14 protein-coding genes and 1 tRNA gene are annotated in these 18,126 nt (G+C 60.8%); 5 read left to right on the forward strand and 10 right to left on the reverse strand.

From position 1 onward, the window contains the following. Positions 1–110: 110 nt before the first annotated feature. Entirely contained in the window at positions 111–3,182 is a 3,072-nt protein-coding gene (locus J8C01_RS08240; protein ID WP_211431599.1) for a tetratricopeptide repeat protein, read from the forward strand. 40 nt (positions 3,183–3,222) lie between these two features. Beyond that, a complete protein-coding gene (locus J8C01_RS08245; RefSeq protein ID WP_014100157.1) occupies positions 3,223–3,483 on the forward strand; it encodes a hypothetical protein in 261 nt (86 codons plus the stop codon). A 12-nt stretch (positions 3,484–3,495) separates the two neighbouring features. Here the strand turns inward: J8C01_RS08245 and J8C01_RS08250 are convergent, their stop codons facing one another. The 7 genes from J8C01_RS08250 to J8C01_RS08280 form a co-directional block, all read right to left on the reverse strand. Then, the gene (locus J8C01_RS08250; RefSeq protein WP_014100158.1) at positions 3,496–5,310 is read right to left on the reverse strand and encodes a multiheme c-type cytochrome; all 1,815 of its coding nucleotides are present in this window, start codon (positions 5,308–5,310) and stop codon (positions 3,496–3,498) included. Positions 5,311–5,336: 26 nt separating this feature from the next. Then, complete coding sequence (locus tag J8C01_RS08255; protein WP_211431600.1) at positions 5,337–7,517, reverse strand: M1 family metallopeptidase; 2,181 nt, start codon at positions 7,515–7,517, stop codon at positions 5,337–5,339. Then, positions 7,493–8,941 (reverse strand): menaquinone biosynthesis decarboxylase, encoded by a 1,449-nt coding sequence (locus J8C01_RS08260; protein ID WP_211431601.1) that lies wholly within the window; start codon positions 8,939–8,941, stop codon positions 7,493–7,495. Before J8C01_RS08260 ends, J8C01_RS08255 begins: the two co-directional genes overlap by 25 nt. A gap of 201 nt (positions 8,942–9,142) precedes the next feature. Then, positions 9,143–9,218, reverse strand: a tRNA-Ala gene (locus J8C01_RS08265). A 63-nt stretch (positions 9,219–9,281) separates the two neighbouring features. Further along, positions 9,282–10,157: a 16S rRNA (adenine(1518)-N(6)/adenine(1519)-N(6))-dimethyltransferase RsmA gene (rsmA, locus tag J8C01_RS08270; RefSeq protein WP_211431602.1), complete on the reverse strand. Its 876-nt coding sequence runs from the start codon at positions 10,155–10,157 to the stop codon at positions 9,282–9,284. Further along, the gene (locus J8C01_RS08275) at positions 10,144–11,127 is read right to left on the reverse strand and encodes a S1/P1 nuclease (protein ID WP_041569163.1); all 984 of its coding nucleotides are present in this window, start codon (positions 11,125–11,127) and stop codon (positions 10,144–10,146) included. The genes rsmA and J8C01_RS08275 overlap by 14 nt, the downstream gene beginning before the upstream one ends. Before the next feature lie 207 nt (positions 11,128–11,334). Next, a complete protein-coding gene (locus tag J8C01_RS08280; protein ID WP_014100163.1) occupies positions 11,335–11,694 on the reverse strand; it encodes a hypothetical protein in 360 nt (119 codons plus the stop codon). Positions 11,695–11,908: 214 nt separating this feature from the next. On the opposite strand from J8C01_RS08280, the gene J8C01_RS08285 reads away from it, so the two are divergent. Then, positions 11,909–12,667, forward strand: a complete 759-nt coding sequence (locus tag J8C01_RS08285) for a glucose 1-dehydrogenase (protein ID WP_211431603.1) — start codon at positions 11,909–11,911, stop codon at positions 12,665–12,667. A gap of 55 nt (positions 12,668–12,722) precedes the next feature. Here J8C01_RS08285 and J8C01_RS08290 read toward each other — a convergent pair whose 3' ends face one another. Next, complete coding sequence (locus J8C01_RS08290) at positions 12,723–15,143, reverse strand: VIT and vWA domain-containing protein (protein WP_211431604.1); 2,421 nt, start codon at positions 15,141–15,143, stop codon at positions 12,723–12,725. A 112-nt stretch (positions 15,144–15,255) separates the two neighbouring features. After that, positions 15,256–16,005, reverse strand: coding sequence for a hypothetical protein (locus J8C01_RS08295; RefSeq protein ID WP_211431605.1), 750 nt, complete (start codon positions 16,003–16,005; stop codon positions 15,256–15,258). Between the two features lie 269 nt (positions 16,006–16,274). Here J8C01_RS08295 and J8C01_RS08300 point away from each other — a divergent pair, with 269 nt between their 5' ends. Both J8C01_RS08300 and J8C01_RS08305 read left to right on the forward strand, forming a co-directional pair. Beyond that, positions 16,275–16,937 carry an RNA polymerase sigma factor gene (locus J8C01_RS08300; RefSeq protein WP_014100167.1) on the forward strand — a complete coding sequence of 221 codons (663 nt, stop codon included), beginning with the start codon at positions 16,275–16,277 and terminating at the stop codon, positions 16,935–16,937. A gap of 17 nt (positions 16,938–16,954) precedes the next feature. After that, positions 16,955–17,560: an energy transducer TonB gene (locus tag J8C01_RS08305; protein WP_211431606.1), complete on the forward strand. Its 606-nt coding sequence runs from the start codon at positions 16,955–16,957 to the stop codon at positions 17,558–17,560. A 112-nt stretch (positions 17,561–17,672) separates the two neighbouring features. On the opposite strand, the gene J8C01_RS08310 is transcribed toward J8C01_RS08305, so the two are convergent. Continuing rightward, positions 17,673–18,125 carry a molybdenum cofactor biosynthesis protein MoaE gene (locus tag J8C01_RS08310; protein ID WP_014100169.1) on the reverse strand — a complete coding sequence of 151 codons (453 nt, stop codon included), beginning with the start codon at positions 18,123–18,125 and terminating at the stop codon, positions 17,673–17,675. Position 18,126: the final 1 nt, after the last annotated feature.

Genomic DNA, 18,126 nt, shown 5'->3' on the forward strand with positions numbered 1-18,126 from the left:
CCGGCGTTTGACACGGTATATTCTTTGTGATACCGTCACCCACCTATCAGCCTTGAGCTTCTATCGTCGCAATATCTTTCAGCGGCGTTTACCGCGACGGGAGCCACGCCATGTCCTATACAAAAGCCAACGATTTACGAAAAGCCGAGAAGCTCGTTCAACAAGGCAAAGTCAAGCTTGCGATCAAGGAGTATGAAAACCTGGTCGCATCGAATCCGGGCGACACCAATTTGCTCAACATTCTTGGCGATTTGTATGTCCGGGACGGGCGGAATGACGATGCCATTATCACCTTTGTCAAGTTGGCTGAAGCGACGCTGCGCGATGGGCACACGCCGCGGGCAATCGCGGTGTACAAGAAAATCTACAAACTGGCTCCCGGTAACGCCGATGTCGCGCTGAAACTGGCGGAACTGTACATTCGCCAGAATCTGATTGTCGAAGCGCGCAAGCAGTACCTTGAACTGGCCGATTACTACACCAAAAATGGCCGCAGTCAGCAGGCGCTTGAACTCTTGCAGCGCGTTGCCGACCTCGATCCCGAAAATGTTCCCGCGCGGTTGCGTCTTGCCGAGAATTACCAGCGGGAAGGCATGACGGAGAAGGCCATTGAAGCCTACATTGCCGCCGGCTCACAGCTCATTCGCAAGTCCAGCCTGGTCGAAGCCCAACAGGTTTTTCAGCGTGTCCTTGAACTGAATCCGACGAGCACCCCTGCCCTCAACTCTCTGGCTACGATTTACATCAAGCAGGGTGATCCCGGCCGGGCGGTTGAGCTGCTCGACAAGGTGGTGCGACAACGCCCGGACGACACCGACCTGCTCATCCTCAGCGGACGCATCTACCTTCAGGCCGAGTTGCTGGAAGAGGCTGAAAAAGCGCTGCTCAAGCTCCTCAAAGTGGATAAAACCCGCTTTGAATACGTTTTGACACTGGCCCAGAAATTCGCCGAACGCGGTTATCACGACCGGGCTGTAAGCCTGATCGAGCAGTGTGTCGAGCCGATGGTCACCCGGCGGCAGGAAACGCGCGGCGTGGAACTGCTCAAATCCATTCTTGAAACTGAGCCATATCACATTGCGGCTCATCAGTGTCTGGTGCTGCTCTACAAGCGACTCGGCGAAAGCAATGAGTTACCGGAGGCGCTCAAGTCCCTGGCCCAGGCGGCCATGCACCACAACAAGCGCGACATCGCCGAACAGGCACTCAAAGAACTCATCGAACTTGAGCCGAATGAGCCGGCCCATCTGGAACTGATGCAGGCCTGGGGCTTCACGAGCACCGTCAGCCCGACCATCGCCGAACGTGACCGTTTGATCAACGCTCCGGTGTACGCCGGTGGCGTTGGACAGCGCGTGGAGTTCGTTGATATTCCGACGGTAAATCAACCCCTTACACCAACCGCCGGACCAGCGAACGACTTTGGCTACACCTCCGGGTCAGGTTTTCAACCCCAAGAAACACTGGCCTACCATCCGTCTGGAGCACCTGGCTTTGGCTTTGGTGGGACGACTGGTGATTGGACGGACTTTACTTCGCCAGCTTCGGGAAACTTTACCCCACAAGCGCCGGGAACCGGCTTTGAAAGCGGGTTCAACGGCATGCAAAGCGGCGGTTTTGGCGTGCAGGGCAGCAGCGGCATGGGGACTCCAAGCGGCAGCTTCGGGCCATTTGGCGCACCTCCACCGCTGGTCGGCGGTTATATCCCACCCACAACTGAGGTGCTCCCGGAAGGGGCGCGGCGGCTCAAAGCTGATGCCGAGCGTTTTGCCAACCTGGGTATGCCGGATCAGGCTATCCACCTGCTTCACGAAGCCGTCCAGCAGGCACCACACAGCATTGAGCTGCGGCTGCTTCTCAAACAGCTTTACACCGACATCGGACAGCCACAGGAAGCTGCCCAACAGGCGACAGTCCTCGCCTCACTGTATGCCCAACAGGGGGATTACGCCCAAAGCCAACGTTTCCAGCAGGAAGCCCAGCAGGCAGCCGGTTCCATCCCAGCCGGAGGGAGCTTTGACCTGTCATCCGCAACTGTCAGTTCACCACCGCCATCAGGTGGGGATGAAGTCGAGATAGACATCAGCGGCGAGGTACAGGCCCCGGCACCGGCCCCCTTCGCCGCCTCAGCCCCGTCCAGCACCAGCAGTCCGGCCGGCAGTGATTTTGGCTACACGAGCGGCGATGGCTTCGTCATTCCGACTGACGCGATTTATTCCGGCCCAGCCCATTTTCCGGCAACGCAGCCGCCGGAAGAACCATTCACGGTTCAGGTTCCAACCTTTGACCTGCGCAAGGATCAACCCGGCGAAGTTTCTGTCTCCATGACAGAAGAAAAATTGCGTGAGCAGTTGGAGGGCGTGAACTTTTACATTGAGCAGGGGTTCTATGACATTGCCCGCGACAATCTGACCAAGCTGAGTTTGGACTTCCCCAACCACCCTGAAATTCTTGCCCTTCTCGCCAAAGTTCAGGCCCCCGTGCAGCCCAAGGCGTCCGAGCCAACACTGAAGAGCCTGGCCGTTCCGACGGATGCGCCTGCCGAAGTTCCCGTCTCCAAACCGGAATCCATCGGGTCGCTGATGAACGGACTGGTGAGCGAACTCGAAAAGGCTCTCGAAGAACTCGAAATGGGCCACTTCGATGCACCGGCCGTCACCAATCTGTCAACCAAACCCGAAGCTGCAACCGACAAGACGCCGACCGGTCCGCTCTTCCTGGGCGAGTCCGGGCTTCAGGATGTCTTTGACGAATTCAAGCAAAGTGTGGAAGTGGATACCGAGGCCACACCAGACTTTGAAACCCACTATAACCTCGGCCTGGCCTATAAGGACATGGACCTCTTTGATGAGGCTATCGAGGAATTCCAGACCGCTTTTCGCGGCACCGACCCTAACTCTCCTGACCCCCACTACTTCCAAGTCTGTAACATGCTGGGGCTGTGCTTTATGGCCAAAAACGAACCACAACTGGCCACGGTGTGGTTCAAGCGTGGCGTCGAAGCCCCCGGACGGACGGAAGATGAATACCAGGCGATGCGGTATGATCTGGGACTGGCCTACGAGCAGATGGGACGCTACGACCAGGCCCTCGAAGTCTTTGAAATGGTCTATGCCGTGGACATCAACTACCGCGAAGTCGCCGAGAAACTCGCTGAACTCCGGCGACGTGTCAAACATTGACGGTCAAACACTACCCCCACACACCTGACGCCTTTGCCCCGTGTCCGTCAAGCTGACCGCCATTCTCTTCATTGCCCTGTGTTTTGAGGTTGGGCTGCTGCTGGCCATCATCCCGTGGACGAACTACTGGGAAAACAACTTCTTTCTGTTCTGGTTGACGGCCCGTTTCCCAGGCAGTCAGCTTGCGGCCATTGTCCAGAGCGGTTACGTGCGCGGCGCGGTCACTGGCATCGGGCTGGTCAACCTTGCCCTTGGCTTCCTCGAAATCACAGGTTTTCGTCGGCTTCCCACTGAGGCATAGCCAGTCCAACGCCTACTCGCCAATGTCAATGGCCTCGGTTTTGCCCAGTTCAGCGCGGAAAGCCGCGAGTCGGGCGGCTGGAATCTGCCAGTTGGTATCAAGGGGTACGCTGGCCGGGCGAACCCAGTCCGCCCCTTTGGGCAAGGTCCGCCACCACGCGGCGTACCGCGCAATGACCGCCTCCCGATCACGTTCATCGGCCAGGTAAAAGAATCCGAAGTCTTCCCCTGAAACACTGCGCAGGGCATCGTAGGCGAAGTACCGGACGGCCGGATAGCGGTCGCGCAGCGCCTCAATGAGAAAAGGAATCGCCCATTTGCGATCACGGGCGCGCCCATCAGCACCGCTCGTTCCCAAAGCCCACGCAGCCGTGATCCGCGCCGAGGGGTCACGGCTGAAGAGTTCCCGTACGATTTCCGCAATCCTGGCTTCCGGGCGTGCCGCATTTGCGGCAGAGAGCGCATACCGGGACCCGTACCACTGCGTCATGTAGCGCGCCGCCCAGTCGGCACTTTCGCCCGGATGACACATGTTGCACCCGTTCGGCATGTTGGTCGAAAGGCTCTTGTCCGGCTCAGGGTTCAGAATGCGGTGGGTTCGTTTGGCAGTGAGCAACCCAAAGGAAATACGCGGCCGGTGGCATTCGTAGCAGGCGCTGCCGCTGCTGTCGGCCCGGTGATGCGTGTGGGCTTCAAGGTTGGCGGCAATGCTGGCATGGCACTGGGTACAGGACTTGTTCCCCCGCATCTCATCGTGCATCAGGGATTGCTGGCGTCCTTTGTGAACATCGTGGCAGCTCACACAGGTCATGTTGCCTTCGGTGTGGCACTTGCTCATCAGCAGCCCCTGATACTCGTAAGCTGTCAGGCGCGGCGTGCCGTCGGGATAGAAACGTGGTGCAAAACTGTAGTTGCCGACTTTGGCTGTGATGTCCAGCGGGCGGTAGTATTTCGACAAATCCTCACCGGGCGTGTAGGGATCGCCTTTGGCCATAATTTCCCGGATGTTGTTGATCTCGACGGGCAGCCGTTGCCCATGGCAGTGACCGCACACCTGGGTGTTGGTGTGCTTGTCCCGCTTCGCCTGGTTGACAATCGTCGGATCATCTGCCCGTGCCTGCCGGCGTAGCCAGGTCCAGCCAAAGGACTGATTTTTTTCAACGTGCAGCTTTCCGGGGCCGTGGCACGCTTCGCAGCCGATGCCCAGTTCCTCGACACTGGTGTTGGTAAACTGCCCGGTTTTCAGGTCCATGCCGGGCCTGCCCTTGACGTTGTGGCAAAAGATGCAGTTGTTGTTCCACACACTGGTGTGGCGGCTGAAATCGGGCAAATCCGGGTGCAGAAACAGCCCCTGCAGGTTGAACCAGTATTTTTTCTCGATGTTCCAGGCAATAGGCAGGCGGTAAAAGGTTGTCCCGACTTGGGTGACATACTGCTGGAAACGACGCGACCCGATGGTGCGAACGATTTTTGCCACGCCCATGCGGCCGCTCGGATCGAGCGTTTCCATGAAAAATTCATCACCCTGCCGGAACATCCGCGAAGTAACCCCCTGATAGGTGTAGGTGGCGTTGTTGAAATCACCCACCACAGTTTCCGGGGTCGCCGGTTGCGTCATTTTGTGGTGATGCGATTGTGACCAGTGGGCAAACTGGTCCTGGTGACAGGCCCGGCAGCTTTCCGATCCCACATAAGCCACCTGCGACAGGTCTGGGGCGTAGGTGCGCAGTTCGTCCACCTGCCGTTGCCAGACCCACCACACCAAGCCGGCCAGCAGAATACAGCCGAGTAGGACGCCGATTTTGAGTGCAGCCGATTTCGAGACCATAGGGACTTCAGAACAAACCGGAGCTTCTATGGTTCGGGGCGGAACGGCCGTTCAAGATACTGCTGGGCCTGCTGACGGGCAGCCGCGTCATCACCGTCTTCAATGACCTTCTTGTACTCGGCCACGGCACGGTCGCGCTGTCCCAGCGCATCGTACGCATTGCCCTTCTTGAGCGCTGCCCATGACTCAACCCACCGTGGACGCAAATCGCCATCAAGCGCCTCATCAAAGGCATCGCGGGCTTTTTCATAGTTTCGCTGGCTTAGATACAGCAGGCCAAGATTGTACCATGCCCAACTGCTGCGGCGATTGACGCGAATCGCCGCCTCGAACTGCTGCTGGGCTTCGGCCAGCTCGCCATCTTCGATGTGCTGGATGCCACGCCGCACAACAACCGCCACGCGCAGTTCATCAGAAGTGCGGAGAATCTTCACATCCGGGTCAATCAACAGGTCACGCGGCTCAGAAGTGGAGGTCAGACTGAAGCTGGCTTCCCGTCCGTCAAACTGGAGCGTGGCCCGTTCCGCGCTGCCCTTGGTCTCCAGTGTCACCTCAACCGGCATGCGAAAGCCTTCCAGCTTTTGTTCAAGCGTACCGCGCATGCGGTAGGTGCCGCCCGGAATCCGCAGAATCTTGTAATCAGGGACGAATTCGGGAACACCCGTCGAATCCACCCACAGGGCAAAGAACCAGCGCAGGTCCTGTCCGGCCGTCTGCGTGGCAAGGTTTTCAAAATCGCTCAGGCTGATGTTCCGGCCGAGATACTGGGTGTAACAGGTTGCCAGCAACCGGAAGAACGTTTCATCACCCAACAGGACGCGCAGCATCCGAAAGACAAACGCCCCCTTGTAAAACATAATCGAGCGATAAGCCGCCGACTGGTCATCGAGTTCCGCCGGTGCGCGCCGCAGCGACGACTGTGATTCAAACGCCAGCGCGCGTTCCAAAAAATCGCGGACCAGTTCGCGGAATTCCGCGTCGTTGCGCCGGGTTTCCTCAACCAGCAGGTAGGCGTAGGTGGCCAATCCCTGGGAAAGCCAGGCGTCGTCAAACGATTTGAGCACGACGCCCTGCCCCCACCACTGGAACGCCACTTCGCGGCAGAGCAGTTCACGGGGCAGCTCACGGGTCCGAAACAGCCGGGAAGCCAGCAGGGTTACACCGGCGCTGGTGGAACTCTCCAGACTTTCGTCGTCAATTTCCGCCATCGCCAGTGTAGGCCCGAAAGCATAGGGGCCGAAGCTCCGTTCGTAACGCTCAAGCGCCTGCACAGCGATGTCGGCATACTCGGCAGCACGGGCTTCATTACCGGGACGGACATACACCCGGATTTCCGTCTCTCCCTGCTGCCGGGTCTGCACCTGGTAGCGACCGACGGCCAGATTCCCGAACAGGACACTTTTGGCCGAAGCAAACGACCAGCGGGTGCGCGGCCCCGTCCCGGCGGGCAATGTCGGTGCGGCTTGTGGCACATCGGCTCCGCGCATGGCAACCGGAAGGGACGGCAAAAAGGCATTTGACGGCCGCCGTGGGCGCGGCCGCGGTGATGGGCGCGGGGACGGACGCGGCGTGGCCGGCGCCGGAGCGGGACGCCGCTCCGGTTCCAGGGACGGCACTCCCGGCCCTGTCACCGGCTGTTTCGCCTGAAATCCGTAACCCACTACCGTCAATCCATCGGGAACGGTCAGGTTCAGCGTAAAGGTTGCCGTATCGGCCGCATAGCCGTGGAAGGGGAACCAGCGTCCGCCGTAGAGCAGATAACTCCCACCGTCCTGACCAACGTAGGCCAGGCGCTTGTTGGTCAGCACGCCACCTTCGGCCGACAGAAGCTGCCCGGCATACTCGACAATGACGACGAAGGGTGTACCGGGCGTGGTTGCCCGTGGGAGCGCAATCCGCAGATCGAGATCGCGGAGCCGGTCCTGGGTAAACTGAAGCGGCTGAAGGTTCTCATCCAGAACGCGCCGGACTTCCAGCGCCCCATTGAATTCAAACACGACCGACTGCACAGGTCGCCGGGCATCCATCCTGACTTTGGCGCGGGCGACAAAGGTTTGCGTGGCGGGAATGATCTCGGCATCAATCTGGTAGTCGAGAACATCCAGCGGGTCATCGGCCGGAGCCGCCCAAGTTGTCAGGCAACTCACCAGAACGGCAAGCAGCCACGGCACCGGACGCCGGGCTACTTCCCAAAAAGCGTGCGCCATTTTTCATCCACCTTGCGCTGAATCTCGGCCGTCATACGGTTTTCCCGCGGCCAGGGGCGGGTAAAGCCCTCACTCGGCCACTTGCGTGTGGCGTCAATGCCCATCTTCGAGCCGTAGGCCGGCAACCGGGAAGCATGGTCGAGGGCGTCCACCGGGCCGAGGGTAAACTGGATGTCACGCTCCGGGTCAATGTTGTTGAGGACGTACCAGGCCACATAGCTCGGGTCCTGAACCGGCACATCGTCGTCCACCACGATGACGACCTTCGTAAACATAAGCTGCCCGGTTCCCCACAGGGCATTCATGATTTTGCGGGCGTGCCCCGGATAGGCCTTCCTGATGGAAACAATTGCCAGGTTGTGAAACACGCCCTCAAAGGGCAGGTGCATGTCCACGATTTCCGGGAACTGCCGACGCAACACCGGCTTGGCAATCTCCCCGACGGCTTCCCCCATCCAGCAGTCTTCCATCGGCGGCCGTCCGACAATCGTCGTCTGGTAAATCGGACTGCGGCGGTGGGTGACACAGGTGACGTGAAAGACGGGATAGTTGTCTGCCTCCGTGTAAAAGCCGGTGTGATCGCCAAAGGGCCCTTCAGTACGGAGTTCCTGCGGGTCAACGTAGCCTTCCAAAACGATTTCCGCCGTGGCCGGGACTTCCAGATCATTTGTCAGGCACTTGACCATCGGCACCGGCTTTCCGCGCAGGAAACCGGCCAGCAGCATTTCATCCACATCATCCGGCAACGGGAAAATGGCAGCAAAGGTCAGAATGGGGTCGCCGCCAATGGCCACGGCCACGGGCATGCGTTCACCGCGCTCCAGCGCCGTGCGCCAGTGCGAAGCGCCATGCTTGTGAATCTGCCAGTGCATGCCGGTCGTACAGGCGTCGTACAGTTGCATGCGGTACATCCCGACATTGCGCCGTCCTGTGACGGGGTGGGACGTAAACACCAGTGGGAAGGTGATGAAGCGGCCGCCGTCTTCGGGCCAGCACTGGAGCACGGGCAGGCGACGCAGGTCGAACTCACCTTCCTGCAACACGATTTCCTGACAGGGCCCACGCTTCACCCGTTTTGGAAAAACCGCTCCCAGTTCGGCAAACTTGGGCAACAGCTTGACCTTTTCCAGAATGCCCTGCGGCGATTTGAAATCCAGAATCTCGTTGAGGCGTCCGGCAATGTCGGCGTAGCTCTTGACTCCCAAAGCCATAAGCATCCGCCGCCGGCTGCCCAAGGCATTGATGAGCACTGGAATGGGCGACTCCTCGACGTTCTCGAACAGCAGCGCCGGCCCGCCGGCCTTCGACACGCGGTCGGTGATTTCGGTAATTTCGAGGTGGCAGGACACCGGTGTTTTGATGCGCTTGAGTTCCCCGGCCTGCTCCAAATCCCGGATAAACTCGCGCAGGTCTTCATAGGGCATGGTGAGACAACAACCCAGTCCGTCACACTGAGAAAATGACGCCGCGCCACTAAACGGTCTCCGCGACCGCGCGGCTCGGCGTGAAACTACTGCATGTCTGTCCACAACCAGAAATGGTTTTGGACCGAACCACTTTGATGCAGCAAAGATTCGGGCACGAAAAAAGGCAAGCGAGCAGTCAACTCACTTGCCTTTCTTGATTGGTGGAGGTAAGCGGGTTCGAACCGCTGACCTCTGCAATGCCATTGCAGCGCTCTCCCAGCTGAGCTATACCCCCACAAGTCCGAACCAACACAAAGTTGGCTCGCAACGTGCAAATTATCCAAGCCGCGTCCTGCCGTCAAGCCCCCTCCTGCGATGTGCCAGCAGACGGCAGCCTTGCCGCCAGCTCCTGTGCTATACGCACGAACGTCTCGACAGAAAGCGTTTCCGGGCGTCTCTCCGGCGCAATGCCGGCCCGGGCAAGTCCTTCCAGCAAGTCTGTACGTGAGAGTCCAAGCCGCATCAAACTTCCACCCAGCATTTTGCGCCGCTGCTCAAAAGCAACACTGACGACTCGGCAGAAATACGGCATCAACTCCGGCGGCACGATGGCCACCGGGCGCGGTGTCAGGCGGACAACCGACGACATCACCTTTGGCGGCGGGTGAAAAGCGCCCGGCGGAACGTCAAACAACCGTGTCACTTCACAGGCCGCCTGCACCACGACGGAAAAATAACCATAGTCTTTCGTGCCAGGCGCGGCCGCCAGCCGCCACACGACTTCCCGCTGGAGCATGAGCACAATGTCCGTCCAGAGGTGACGCGCGGCCAGCAGCTTCTCTACGATTGGCGTTGAAAGGTTGTAAGGCACATTGGCCACGACCTTGACGGGTGCTGAAGTGAGACCCCACGCTGCACCGGCTTCGGTCACACAGGCCGCCAGGTCAGCCTCCAGAACATCGCCGACGTGCAGACGCCAGCGCCGGTCGGCAAACCGCACAGACAGCCAGGCCGCCAGATCGCGATCAAGTTCAAAGGCGATGACGCCAGCCGCCCGCTCCAGCAGCACTTCCGTCAGGGCCCCGCGTCCGGGTCCGATTTCCACCACCAGGTCATCCGGGCCGACTTCCGCTGCCGCGACGATGCGGGCCAGAAGGTGTCTGTCACGCAGAAAATGCTGACCGAACCGCTTGCGCGGCGGCGGCAGCGAGGGCAGGACGTCAGGGACGGTCATAGAGCTGGTTGAGCAGAGCCGCCAGCCGAAAGCCGGCCAGGCGTACCCGTTCCCGGGCCGCAGTGTGCGCTCTGGACTTGTAGGCGTCGGAAAGCACCGGCGGCTCCGGGGTGTCGTCCTGTCCGGCTTGATAGACAAGGTCCCGCGCCAGTTGGGTACTTTCATCCAGCCAGCGTACCGGCGGCGCAGCGATCTGCTGCCGTGACGGACGCTTCCGGCTGAGTTCCTGCGCCAGTGCCTGGATTGCCGGGAGGGAAAAGGTGTCGAGGGCGGCATTGTCCCAGAACGCATGCAGGTTGGGCTTGCGCGGCCCATCCAGCGGCGTCCCGGCCGTGGGACGCACGATGAACAGGTTGCCCCCCTGGTCTCCCTGGGGATTGTTTTTTGAGCAACGCGCCACCGTATGGAGTGGCTGATGGACATCCCCTACCAGGTGAATCAGCCAGGCCAGATAGTAGGCTTGCCGGGGACTGTCAGGGGGGCTATGCCGCAGGATGTCTTCGATTTCGACGATTTTCCCCAGCGCGCCGCCATCCGGGGCGACGATCTGAAAGTCGGGCGGAATGGTGACACCCGGCGCTGCCAGCGGACGGTTGACGTAGTGCCATGTCCCGTGAACCCGCATGTCCGGGTACGCCGGATGGGTGCTCGGCGGCGGCTCGCGGTCGGAAAAGCCCTGCCGCTGGTCAAATTTGATGTCATCCACCCAGTAGGAAGCACTCAGGAAGGCAATGAAGGGAGCCTGTTCGGGCAGTACGTCCCGCGTCCACTCGGCATATTCCGGGTGTTGCCTGAGAATCGCCGCCACCCGCACCCGGGCGCGGGGCTGCAACTGTCCATAAGCAATTGCAGCGACAGTGGCATGCCCGGCCTGGTTCCAGGCGAGTACAGGCGTTGTCCCCAAGGCAAACCAACACACCCCAACCCACAACCACCATCCACTCCGACACGCTTTCTGGCGAATGAGCATGACAGCCTGTACCTGGTTACGAAGTTTCCCCCAGCACTTCTCTGGCAGACAGCCGGGGCTGCACGTCAAAACGATAGCCCAATCGAACGGCCGGCCCCAAACGCCACCCAAAAGCCAACGCTCAGGCAAAAGCCCACCAAGCAAAAAGCACCGACCGGTTAGGTCGGTGCTTAGTGGTTTGCCACCTGGTGGCGGCAAGCTGTTGTCTCAGGCCGCGCGCCGCAGATGACGGCGACTGGCAGGTAGCTGATCGACCGTTGTCACGGCTGGCGATCTGACCGGTGCCAATGTCGGACGGTAGATGGTTTTGGTGGAAGGACGCCGGACGTAGTAGGGTCCAACCATCTTCCACTGCTGGGTGTCGAAGGCCCGGTGCGCGCCACAGTTGAGGCACATCCGGTAGGTCTCTTGGTCAATTGTGAAGGGGCGGCTCATATTCGTGTGCCAGCACCCAAAGATACGATGATAAGTGTTTTCAATAAACTCGATGGCACGCTGGAAAGCTTCCTTCGGCCACGTGATCTCAGGCAGTTGTGGAAATGTGAATGTCAGCGACTTGACTTGCATGGCGGATTCCCCCTTTCATCAACAACCCGGAAGCCCAACACCCATAGGTGCTGACCGTGGGTGCTGGCTAAAACCTGCCCTGCGCAGAAACGCCGGCATCTTTTCAGGACGCCGGAAGACACCAAAAGGTTCGCCCGTTTTGCCGGGTCATTGCCGAATCACAAGCTTCTGAAAATCAACCTGCGGTTATCCACCTCCAGACCAATCTCCCACGATGATGCAGACATTTTACAACACCTCTGTTCTCGTTACAGGCGGGGCATCCGGCATCGGGCGGGCCACGGCCCTGGCTTTTGCGGCGGCTGGCGCTAAGGTGCTTGTGGCTGACCGGCAGGCCGAAGGCAGCGCCGAAACGGTGTCCCGGATTGAAGCCGCCGGCGGGCAGGCCCTGTCTGCCGTCGTGGATGTCACCGATGCCAACGCCGTCGCCGATCTGGTCAAAACCGCCGTGCACGCCTTCGGCAGCCTGGATGTTGCCGTCAACAATGCCGGCATTCTGGGCGCACCGGCCCCCCTGCACGACACCGACGAAGACCGCTTCGACCAGGTGCTGAACGTCAACCTGCGCGGTGTCTTTTTGTGTATGAAGTATGAAATCCGCCAAATGCTCAAACAGGGCGGCGGGCGGATCGTCAATGTCGCTTCACTGGCAGGACTCGTGGGCTTTTCGGGCTTTGCTCCCTATGCCGCCAGCAAGCATGCCGTACTCGGTCTGACCAAGACGGCGGCGCTGGAGTATGCCAAGTCCAACATCCGCATCAATGCCGTGTGCCCGTCCATCATTGAAACGCCAATGACGACTGGCGAGCACATTCCGCCCGACCTGCTGGCCAAGTATCTCCGCGCCCACCCTATGGGACGGGCTGGCAAGCCAGAAGAAGTCGCTAACGCCATCCTGTGGCTCGCTTCCGAAGGCGCATCCTTCATCAATGGCGTCGGCCTCACCGTGGACGGCGGTGCATTCGTCCAGTAAGGCCTGCGGGTTCGCCCGGCGTGAACGTCCCACCCAGCTTTACAAACGGGTTTGGCTAGTTGCCCAAAACATCGAGCGGAACTTCCCGGCTGGCGACATTGTGGGCAAAGTCTTCCGCCGTCACAAGCAGGACGTACCGCCCAGCAGGCAGCCCCGGCGGCAGCCGTAACACCCCGACGTTTGTCTTGCGCTGGGCGTCCCACCTGACCGGTACGGGCAACCCACCGGCCAACCGCGCGGCAATGCGCCGGGTATCGGCATCGGCCGCCACCAGAACCTCGATGTCCTCACCGGCGCGGGCCGGCGTCGGCTTGGTCGTCACCTGCAACTGCGGCGGACGGCTGTCAATCGTAAAACCTTTTTCCTCCTGGAAGACCTGTCCGCGGGCATCGGTCAGCACCAGCCGACAGCGGTAACGCCCATCCTGCATCGTCTTCGGAGCAAGAAAACGGGTTTCCCACACATCTTCCGAAGCGAGATAGGTCAGCGGTTTGACCAAGCCAAAGGGAAAGACGGCGACCACCGAGCGAATCGAAGCGTCTGTCCGTACGCGCAGCACCGGATCACCCGGCTTGATGACCCGTGGGCGCAGCAGCGCCCGTGGCGCGGCCAGAAAAGCCGTGTACGGTGTGACGATGTTGTACTTCTTCGAGAGCGCAATGACCTCAGCAATGAGTGCCTCGTCTTCGCCATCGAGCGCCATCCGGCGCAGCAGGGCGCTGATACGTTCCTGCGCCCACAGCCGGGGCAAGTGGCTGTGTGTGGCATCGCGTTCCGGCAAGGCCCCGGTTGCCGTCGCCGTGACTGACCGGCCAGCCTGGGTGCCGCTGACCGTACATTCCACCTGCGCCACCGGTCGCCGATAGCGCCCTATGAAGCTGACCCGCGAGCCGTCATAACCGGTTGTTTCCTCGGCAGGGTACACCGCGTAGGCATTGTCCGGGTCACTCAGGCGCAGCTTGAGACCCTCAACCGGACGCTGCCCGACCCTGGCAAAGAAGGCATCCAGCCGGAAGGTCAGATCGTCCGTTTCACGCCCGAACTCACTGACGCCCCGGCTGACCCGCGCCAGTTCACTGAGAAATTCCCGGTTGGCGTCCGCGCCCACGCCAAAGGCAAAAACCCGCACCGGCGCGCCCCCCTTGGCATTGGCTTCGGCAAAGTCCCGGATGAGCCGGTTGCCGCGCGTGGTCGTCAGTGTCGGATTGCCGTCTGTAATCAGGATGAGGGTGCGCTCATCCCCCGGCAGAACCTTCGCCAGCGCCAGTCCGCGCTGGAGCGCTTTGGCAAAGTCCGTCCCACCGCTCAGGTAACTGCGCCGGATGAAATCCAGCGCCCGCGTCGTGTTCTCCGCCGTTCCGGTCTGGGGTGTCTCGGAAAAGGCCTGTACGTCGTCGTTGAACAGCACGAGATTGAAGTGGTCTTCGGGGCGCAGCGACTTCAAAAAGAGACTACAGGCTTCATACGCCCGGTCGAGCTTTTCAAAGTTCATCGAAAGCGACGTATCCAGCATCACCACGACCGACCGTGGCGGCGCTGGCGTGCGCCCGAAGTCACTGACCGGTTGCCCCCGCTCGTTGAACAGGGCCGACACTTCAAAGTAGCCATCCTCATCCGGCTTCGTCCGATTGGGATCACGCAGGTCATAGGCCAGCAGTGGCTCCGGCGAACGATACGCAATCAGACTCGCACTGGTGCGGGACACATCGAGTCCGTAGTCAAAGGCCAGGTCCTGGGTCAGCGCCACGCCTGCGCCCTGATATTCGGCCACCACACGGTTGACGCCCATCGGCGTGACCTGAAGCGGGTAAGCCGTATCGCGCTGCCGGAATCCCACCAGTGGGAAACCGCTGGTGATGTCCACGCGAATAGACAGGCTGCCAACAGCTTGCTGGCCGTACTGGGAAGGTTTGAAGGGCAACGAAAAGAACGACCGCAATCCGGCAACCGGCACAGCCTCGACATATTCCAGCTCAACCCGCTTGGTGCCGTAAGCCGGAATGGGCACGAGACGGACGGTAAAGGCCGTGGCCCCACCGGCTTCGTCCTCCTGTGTGACCAACCCCGGATCAATGGCCTGCCGTTTGAGTTCGGCGTAAACTTCCTGGGCACGCGGCAGTTCGAGCATCACGCCCGGAATCCGCACATCACCATCCCAAACAGCAAAATCGGCAATGGCTCCACTCGTCGGCAGCCGGAAGATGTACTTCCCTTCCAACGGCTGATTTGTCCGGTTGGCATAAATCTGGACAATGCGCACCCGTGCGAACTGTTGATCAATGCGGATGTCCACCCGCATGTCATCCAGGGCGATGCGGGTGGGATCGGGCCTGGCTTCATCACCGGGCAGAACGACGCCCGACTGGGCTGCCGCCGGAAGCCCTCCACCGGCAATGACCAGCCACAGGACAGGCAAAACCCAACGTGCCCAGCCGAGCAGCCGGACCCAGTGCAGATGGTAAACGTGTGGGAGCATGGTCTTGAACGGCCGGAGCAGAATTTCTGGATGCGGCGCTACATTACACCTTCACGCCTGTGGCCGGCTACGTTCAAGCTAAAAAGTTTTTCTTGAATCTGTTTCGCCTTGCTTAGCGCGTTATGCCGGGCTGATGATCGCCAAACTCCACAACTTCAACGGCCGGCTCGGCCGGCGGGGCAAACTCATCCCACCCGGCGATGACCACGCCCAACCCACCGTCAGGAAAACGCTCCATCATCCGGGCAATGTCAGGCATCGGTTCGGCCGAAGCTTCCGTGACGGCGCTGGCCAGCAGGTTTCCGGTAGTTTCCACCCACACGTGCTCCCAGTTCTCACCGAACTTCATGCGTCCAACGTAGGCGTAGGGAGAATGTACCGTGTACTCGCGGCTGCGCCACATCCGGGCCGGTGTGCCGTCTGCCGTCGCCACATAGCCGGCCAGATCATACTGCACCTGCTCGGTTGTCGCCGTTGGCGCTTCGCCGGTCAGGTGAGCCGCAGCCAGGGCGGTGGTGACTTTCGGCGTCGCCACGGCAACGCCCGTCGGGGTTTTGCCAGACCGGATTCGGGCAACCGGCTGTGAACCGAAGGTGGCCTTTCGTACGGCTTTCCGCCCACCGTTGCGCATCATCCGGCGGCGGACCTTTTTCCGTACCGTTTTCTTGCCGGAGACTTTCCCGGAAGTCTTCTTCACCGTTCCGGTTGGAAGGACAGAACCGGAACCGGTCTGCGCCAAGGCATCCACGCTCAGAACAGCCAGCAGGACAAGCAGGATGAGGAAGGTACGGCGAAACAGCGCAATCACGGGAAGTACAGCCTCGCGGTGGGTGATGACGTTCCTGCCCTTGAGCTGGAGCAAGTGGCGTGCCAGACCTGTGGCGGCTTTGTATGGACAACCTAAATTCTTGAAAAGAAAAATCTTGGCTACACTGTAAGGCCAACTGACACCAGCCTTCGCCCGGCTTCCGGCGTTCAGCACCCACACAGCCGATGCGTAACCTGACAGTGCCGAAGGTGTGATGCCAGTGCCAGCGCCAGCAATTTTCGGGAACCTTTTGCGCCCAAAGGTGTCAACGCCATTGCATTGCACCCAAGGCTGGCTGCCAGCACTTCATTTGGAGCGCTTCCATGTCATCGGCTTCCGAACTTCCGCTCCCACTTTCACTGCCAGCAGACACGGTGGCCACAGGGTCATCGGAAACCGCCCGGCCGCTTTCCACGGCGGAAGGTGAGTTGCTGGATGGAATTCGCGCCGGCTCACACGCCGCGTTTGAAGTGCTGGTGACGGCGCACCAGAAGCCCCTTTACAACCTGCTCCTGCGGGTGCTGGGCAACCCCGATGACGCGGCCGATGTCCTGCAGGAAACCTTCCTCAGCGCCTATCGCGGCGCCGGCAGCTTTCGCGGAGACTGCGACATCCGCACCTGGCTCTACCGGATTGCCATCCGCCGCGCTGCCAACCATCGCCGGTGGTGGCGGGCCCGGCGACAGACAGCCACGGTTTCGCTCGATGCCGAAACCGAAGCTTCGACGCCGTCACTGTCTGAAACCCTTGTTGCCCCCAATGCCGACCCGGAACAGCAGGCCCTGTGGCGGGAGCGTCAGGCGCAGGTGCTGGCGGCGTTGGCCCGGCTCAAGTTTGACTTCCGGGTGGCGGTGGTCATGCGGGACATCCGTGGCATGAGCTACGAAGACATTGCCGCAGCGTTGGAAATCTCCGTCGGCACGGTCAAATCACGCATCGCCCGGGGCCGCGCCATGCTCCGCGCGGCACTCAACCTTCCGGCTTGAAGGAAAACGGCAAGCACATGACGAACGATACACCCACCGATCTCGATGCCCTTCTGTCTGCCTTGCCCGAAGTGACGCCCCCGGCACACCTTCACCGGCGCATGGTGACGGCGCTTGACGTGGAAGCAACCCGCCGCCGGCAGCCGGGCAAATGGCCCCTGTGGCTGACCGAACACCCCCGGCTCATCGGCTACGGACTGGGGCTGGCGGTGGCCACGTTCCTGTTTGGGGGCCTGTCCATCCGGGTCTGGCAGCCGCTCCACTACCTCACAACCGAACCGGACTACGCCCTCGTGTATGTCCCCCACAAGGCAAACCACCGCTTCGTCGGCGACCTCACCCCAACCGCCACACGCCCCTACCTCACCAGTGGCAAGGGATTTGACACGCTGCCAGCCCGTCTGGCCGGTCAACCGGAGGGCATGCTCGTCATCGCCGAAATCTCCCCTTCCGGCGAAGCCCGCTGTGTGGATGTCGTTGAACCCGAAGCCGATGCGTCACTGGTGGCAGCCGTCAATCAGGCCCTGCGCAGCATGACGTTCCGCCCGGCGACCCGGGCCGACGGCCGTCCGGTTGCCGCCCGCATTGCCCTCTACCTGGAGCAGATAGCTGTCCGGGGCTAGGAACAGCGAGTGGTGAGTAGCGAGTGGCGAGTGGGGAACAGCGAATGGCGAGTGGCGAGTGGTAGGGGCAGTTCCCGGAACTGCCCGTACTGGCGAATGGGGCGGCTGACGCCTACGGCAGCGATGGGCGAACGCCTTCCACCCACACGTCGCCATCCTCAAAGTATTCGTGCTTCCAGATGGGCACGGTTGTCTTGATGCGGTCAATGCCAAAACGGCAGGCGTCAAACGCCACGGCTCGGTGCGCAGCGGTCACCACCACCAGGACACTGGTCTCCGAAACATGCAGTCGCCCGATGCGGTGGATGAGTGCCACACGGTCAATGTCAGGAAACTTGACATGCGCTTCCGCAGCCACCCGGCGTAGCATCTTCACCGCCATCGGGATGTAGGCTTCATAGTCAAGGTGGCGCGTCCGCCGTCCGTGCAGGTTGTCCCGCACAACGCCTTCAAACGTCACGACCGCGCCGGCACATTCGCGCACCAACTGCCGGACGACCGCCTGGGTCTCGATAGGTTCCGCCACGATTCCGACGAGATCGCCATTATCCAGATGTTCGATCATC

It is taken from the genome of Chloracidobacterium sp. D (assembly GCF_018304685.1).
GTDB lineage: Bacteria > Acidobacteriota > Blastocatellia > Chloracidobacteriales > Chloracidobacteriaceae > Chloracidobacterium > Chloracidobacterium thermophilum.

Coding starts and splice junctions, on each gene's coding strand:
- J8C01_RS08260 (WP_211431601.1), bottom strand. CDS start 8,941: ATGCCCTATGAAGACCTGCGCGAGTTTATCCGGGATTTGGAGCAGGCC.
- J8C01_RS08275 (WP_041569163.1), bottom strand. CDS start 11,127: ATGCTCATTCGCCAGAAAGCGTGTCGGAGTGGATGGTGGTTGTGGGTT.
- J8C01_RS08305 (WP_211431606.1), top strand. CDS start 16,955: ATGACGAACGATACACCCACCGATCTCGATGCCCTTCTGTCTGCCTTG.
- J8C01_RS08310 (WP_014100169.1), bottom strand. CDS start 18,125: ATGATCGAACATCTGGATAATGGCGATCTCGTCGGAATCGTGGCGGAA.
- J8C01_RS08285 (WP_211431603.1), top strand. CDS start 11,909: ATGATGCAGACATTTTACAACACCTCTGTTCTCGTTACAGGCGGGGCA.
- J8C01_RS08280 (WP_014100163.1), bottom strand. CDS start 11,694: ATGCAAGTCAAGTCGCTGACATTCACATTTCCACAACTGCCTGAGATC.
- J8C01_RS08300 (WP_014100167.1), top strand. CDS start 16,275: ATGTCATCGGCTTCCGAACTTCCGCTCCCACTTTCACTGCCAGCAGAC.
- J8C01_RS08290 (WP_211431604.1), bottom strand. CDS start 15,143: ATGCTCCCACACGTTTACCATCTGCACTGGGTCCGGCTGCTCGGCTGG.
- J8C01_RS08250 (WP_014100158.1), bottom strand. CDS start 5,310: ATGGTCTCGAAATCGGCTGCACTCAAAATCGGCGTCCTACTCGGCTGT.
- rsmA (WP_211431602.1), bottom strand. CDS start 10,157: ATGACCGTCCCTGACGTCCTGCCCTCGCTGCCGCCGCCGCGCAAGCGG.
- J8C01_RS08240 (WP_211431599.1), top strand. CDS start 111: ATGTCCTATACAAAAGCCAACGATTTACGAAAAGCCGAGAAGCTCGTT.
- J8C01_RS08255 (WP_211431600.1), bottom strand. CDS start 7,517: ATGGCGCACGCTTTTTGGGAAGTAGCCCGGCGTCCGGTGCCGTGGCTG.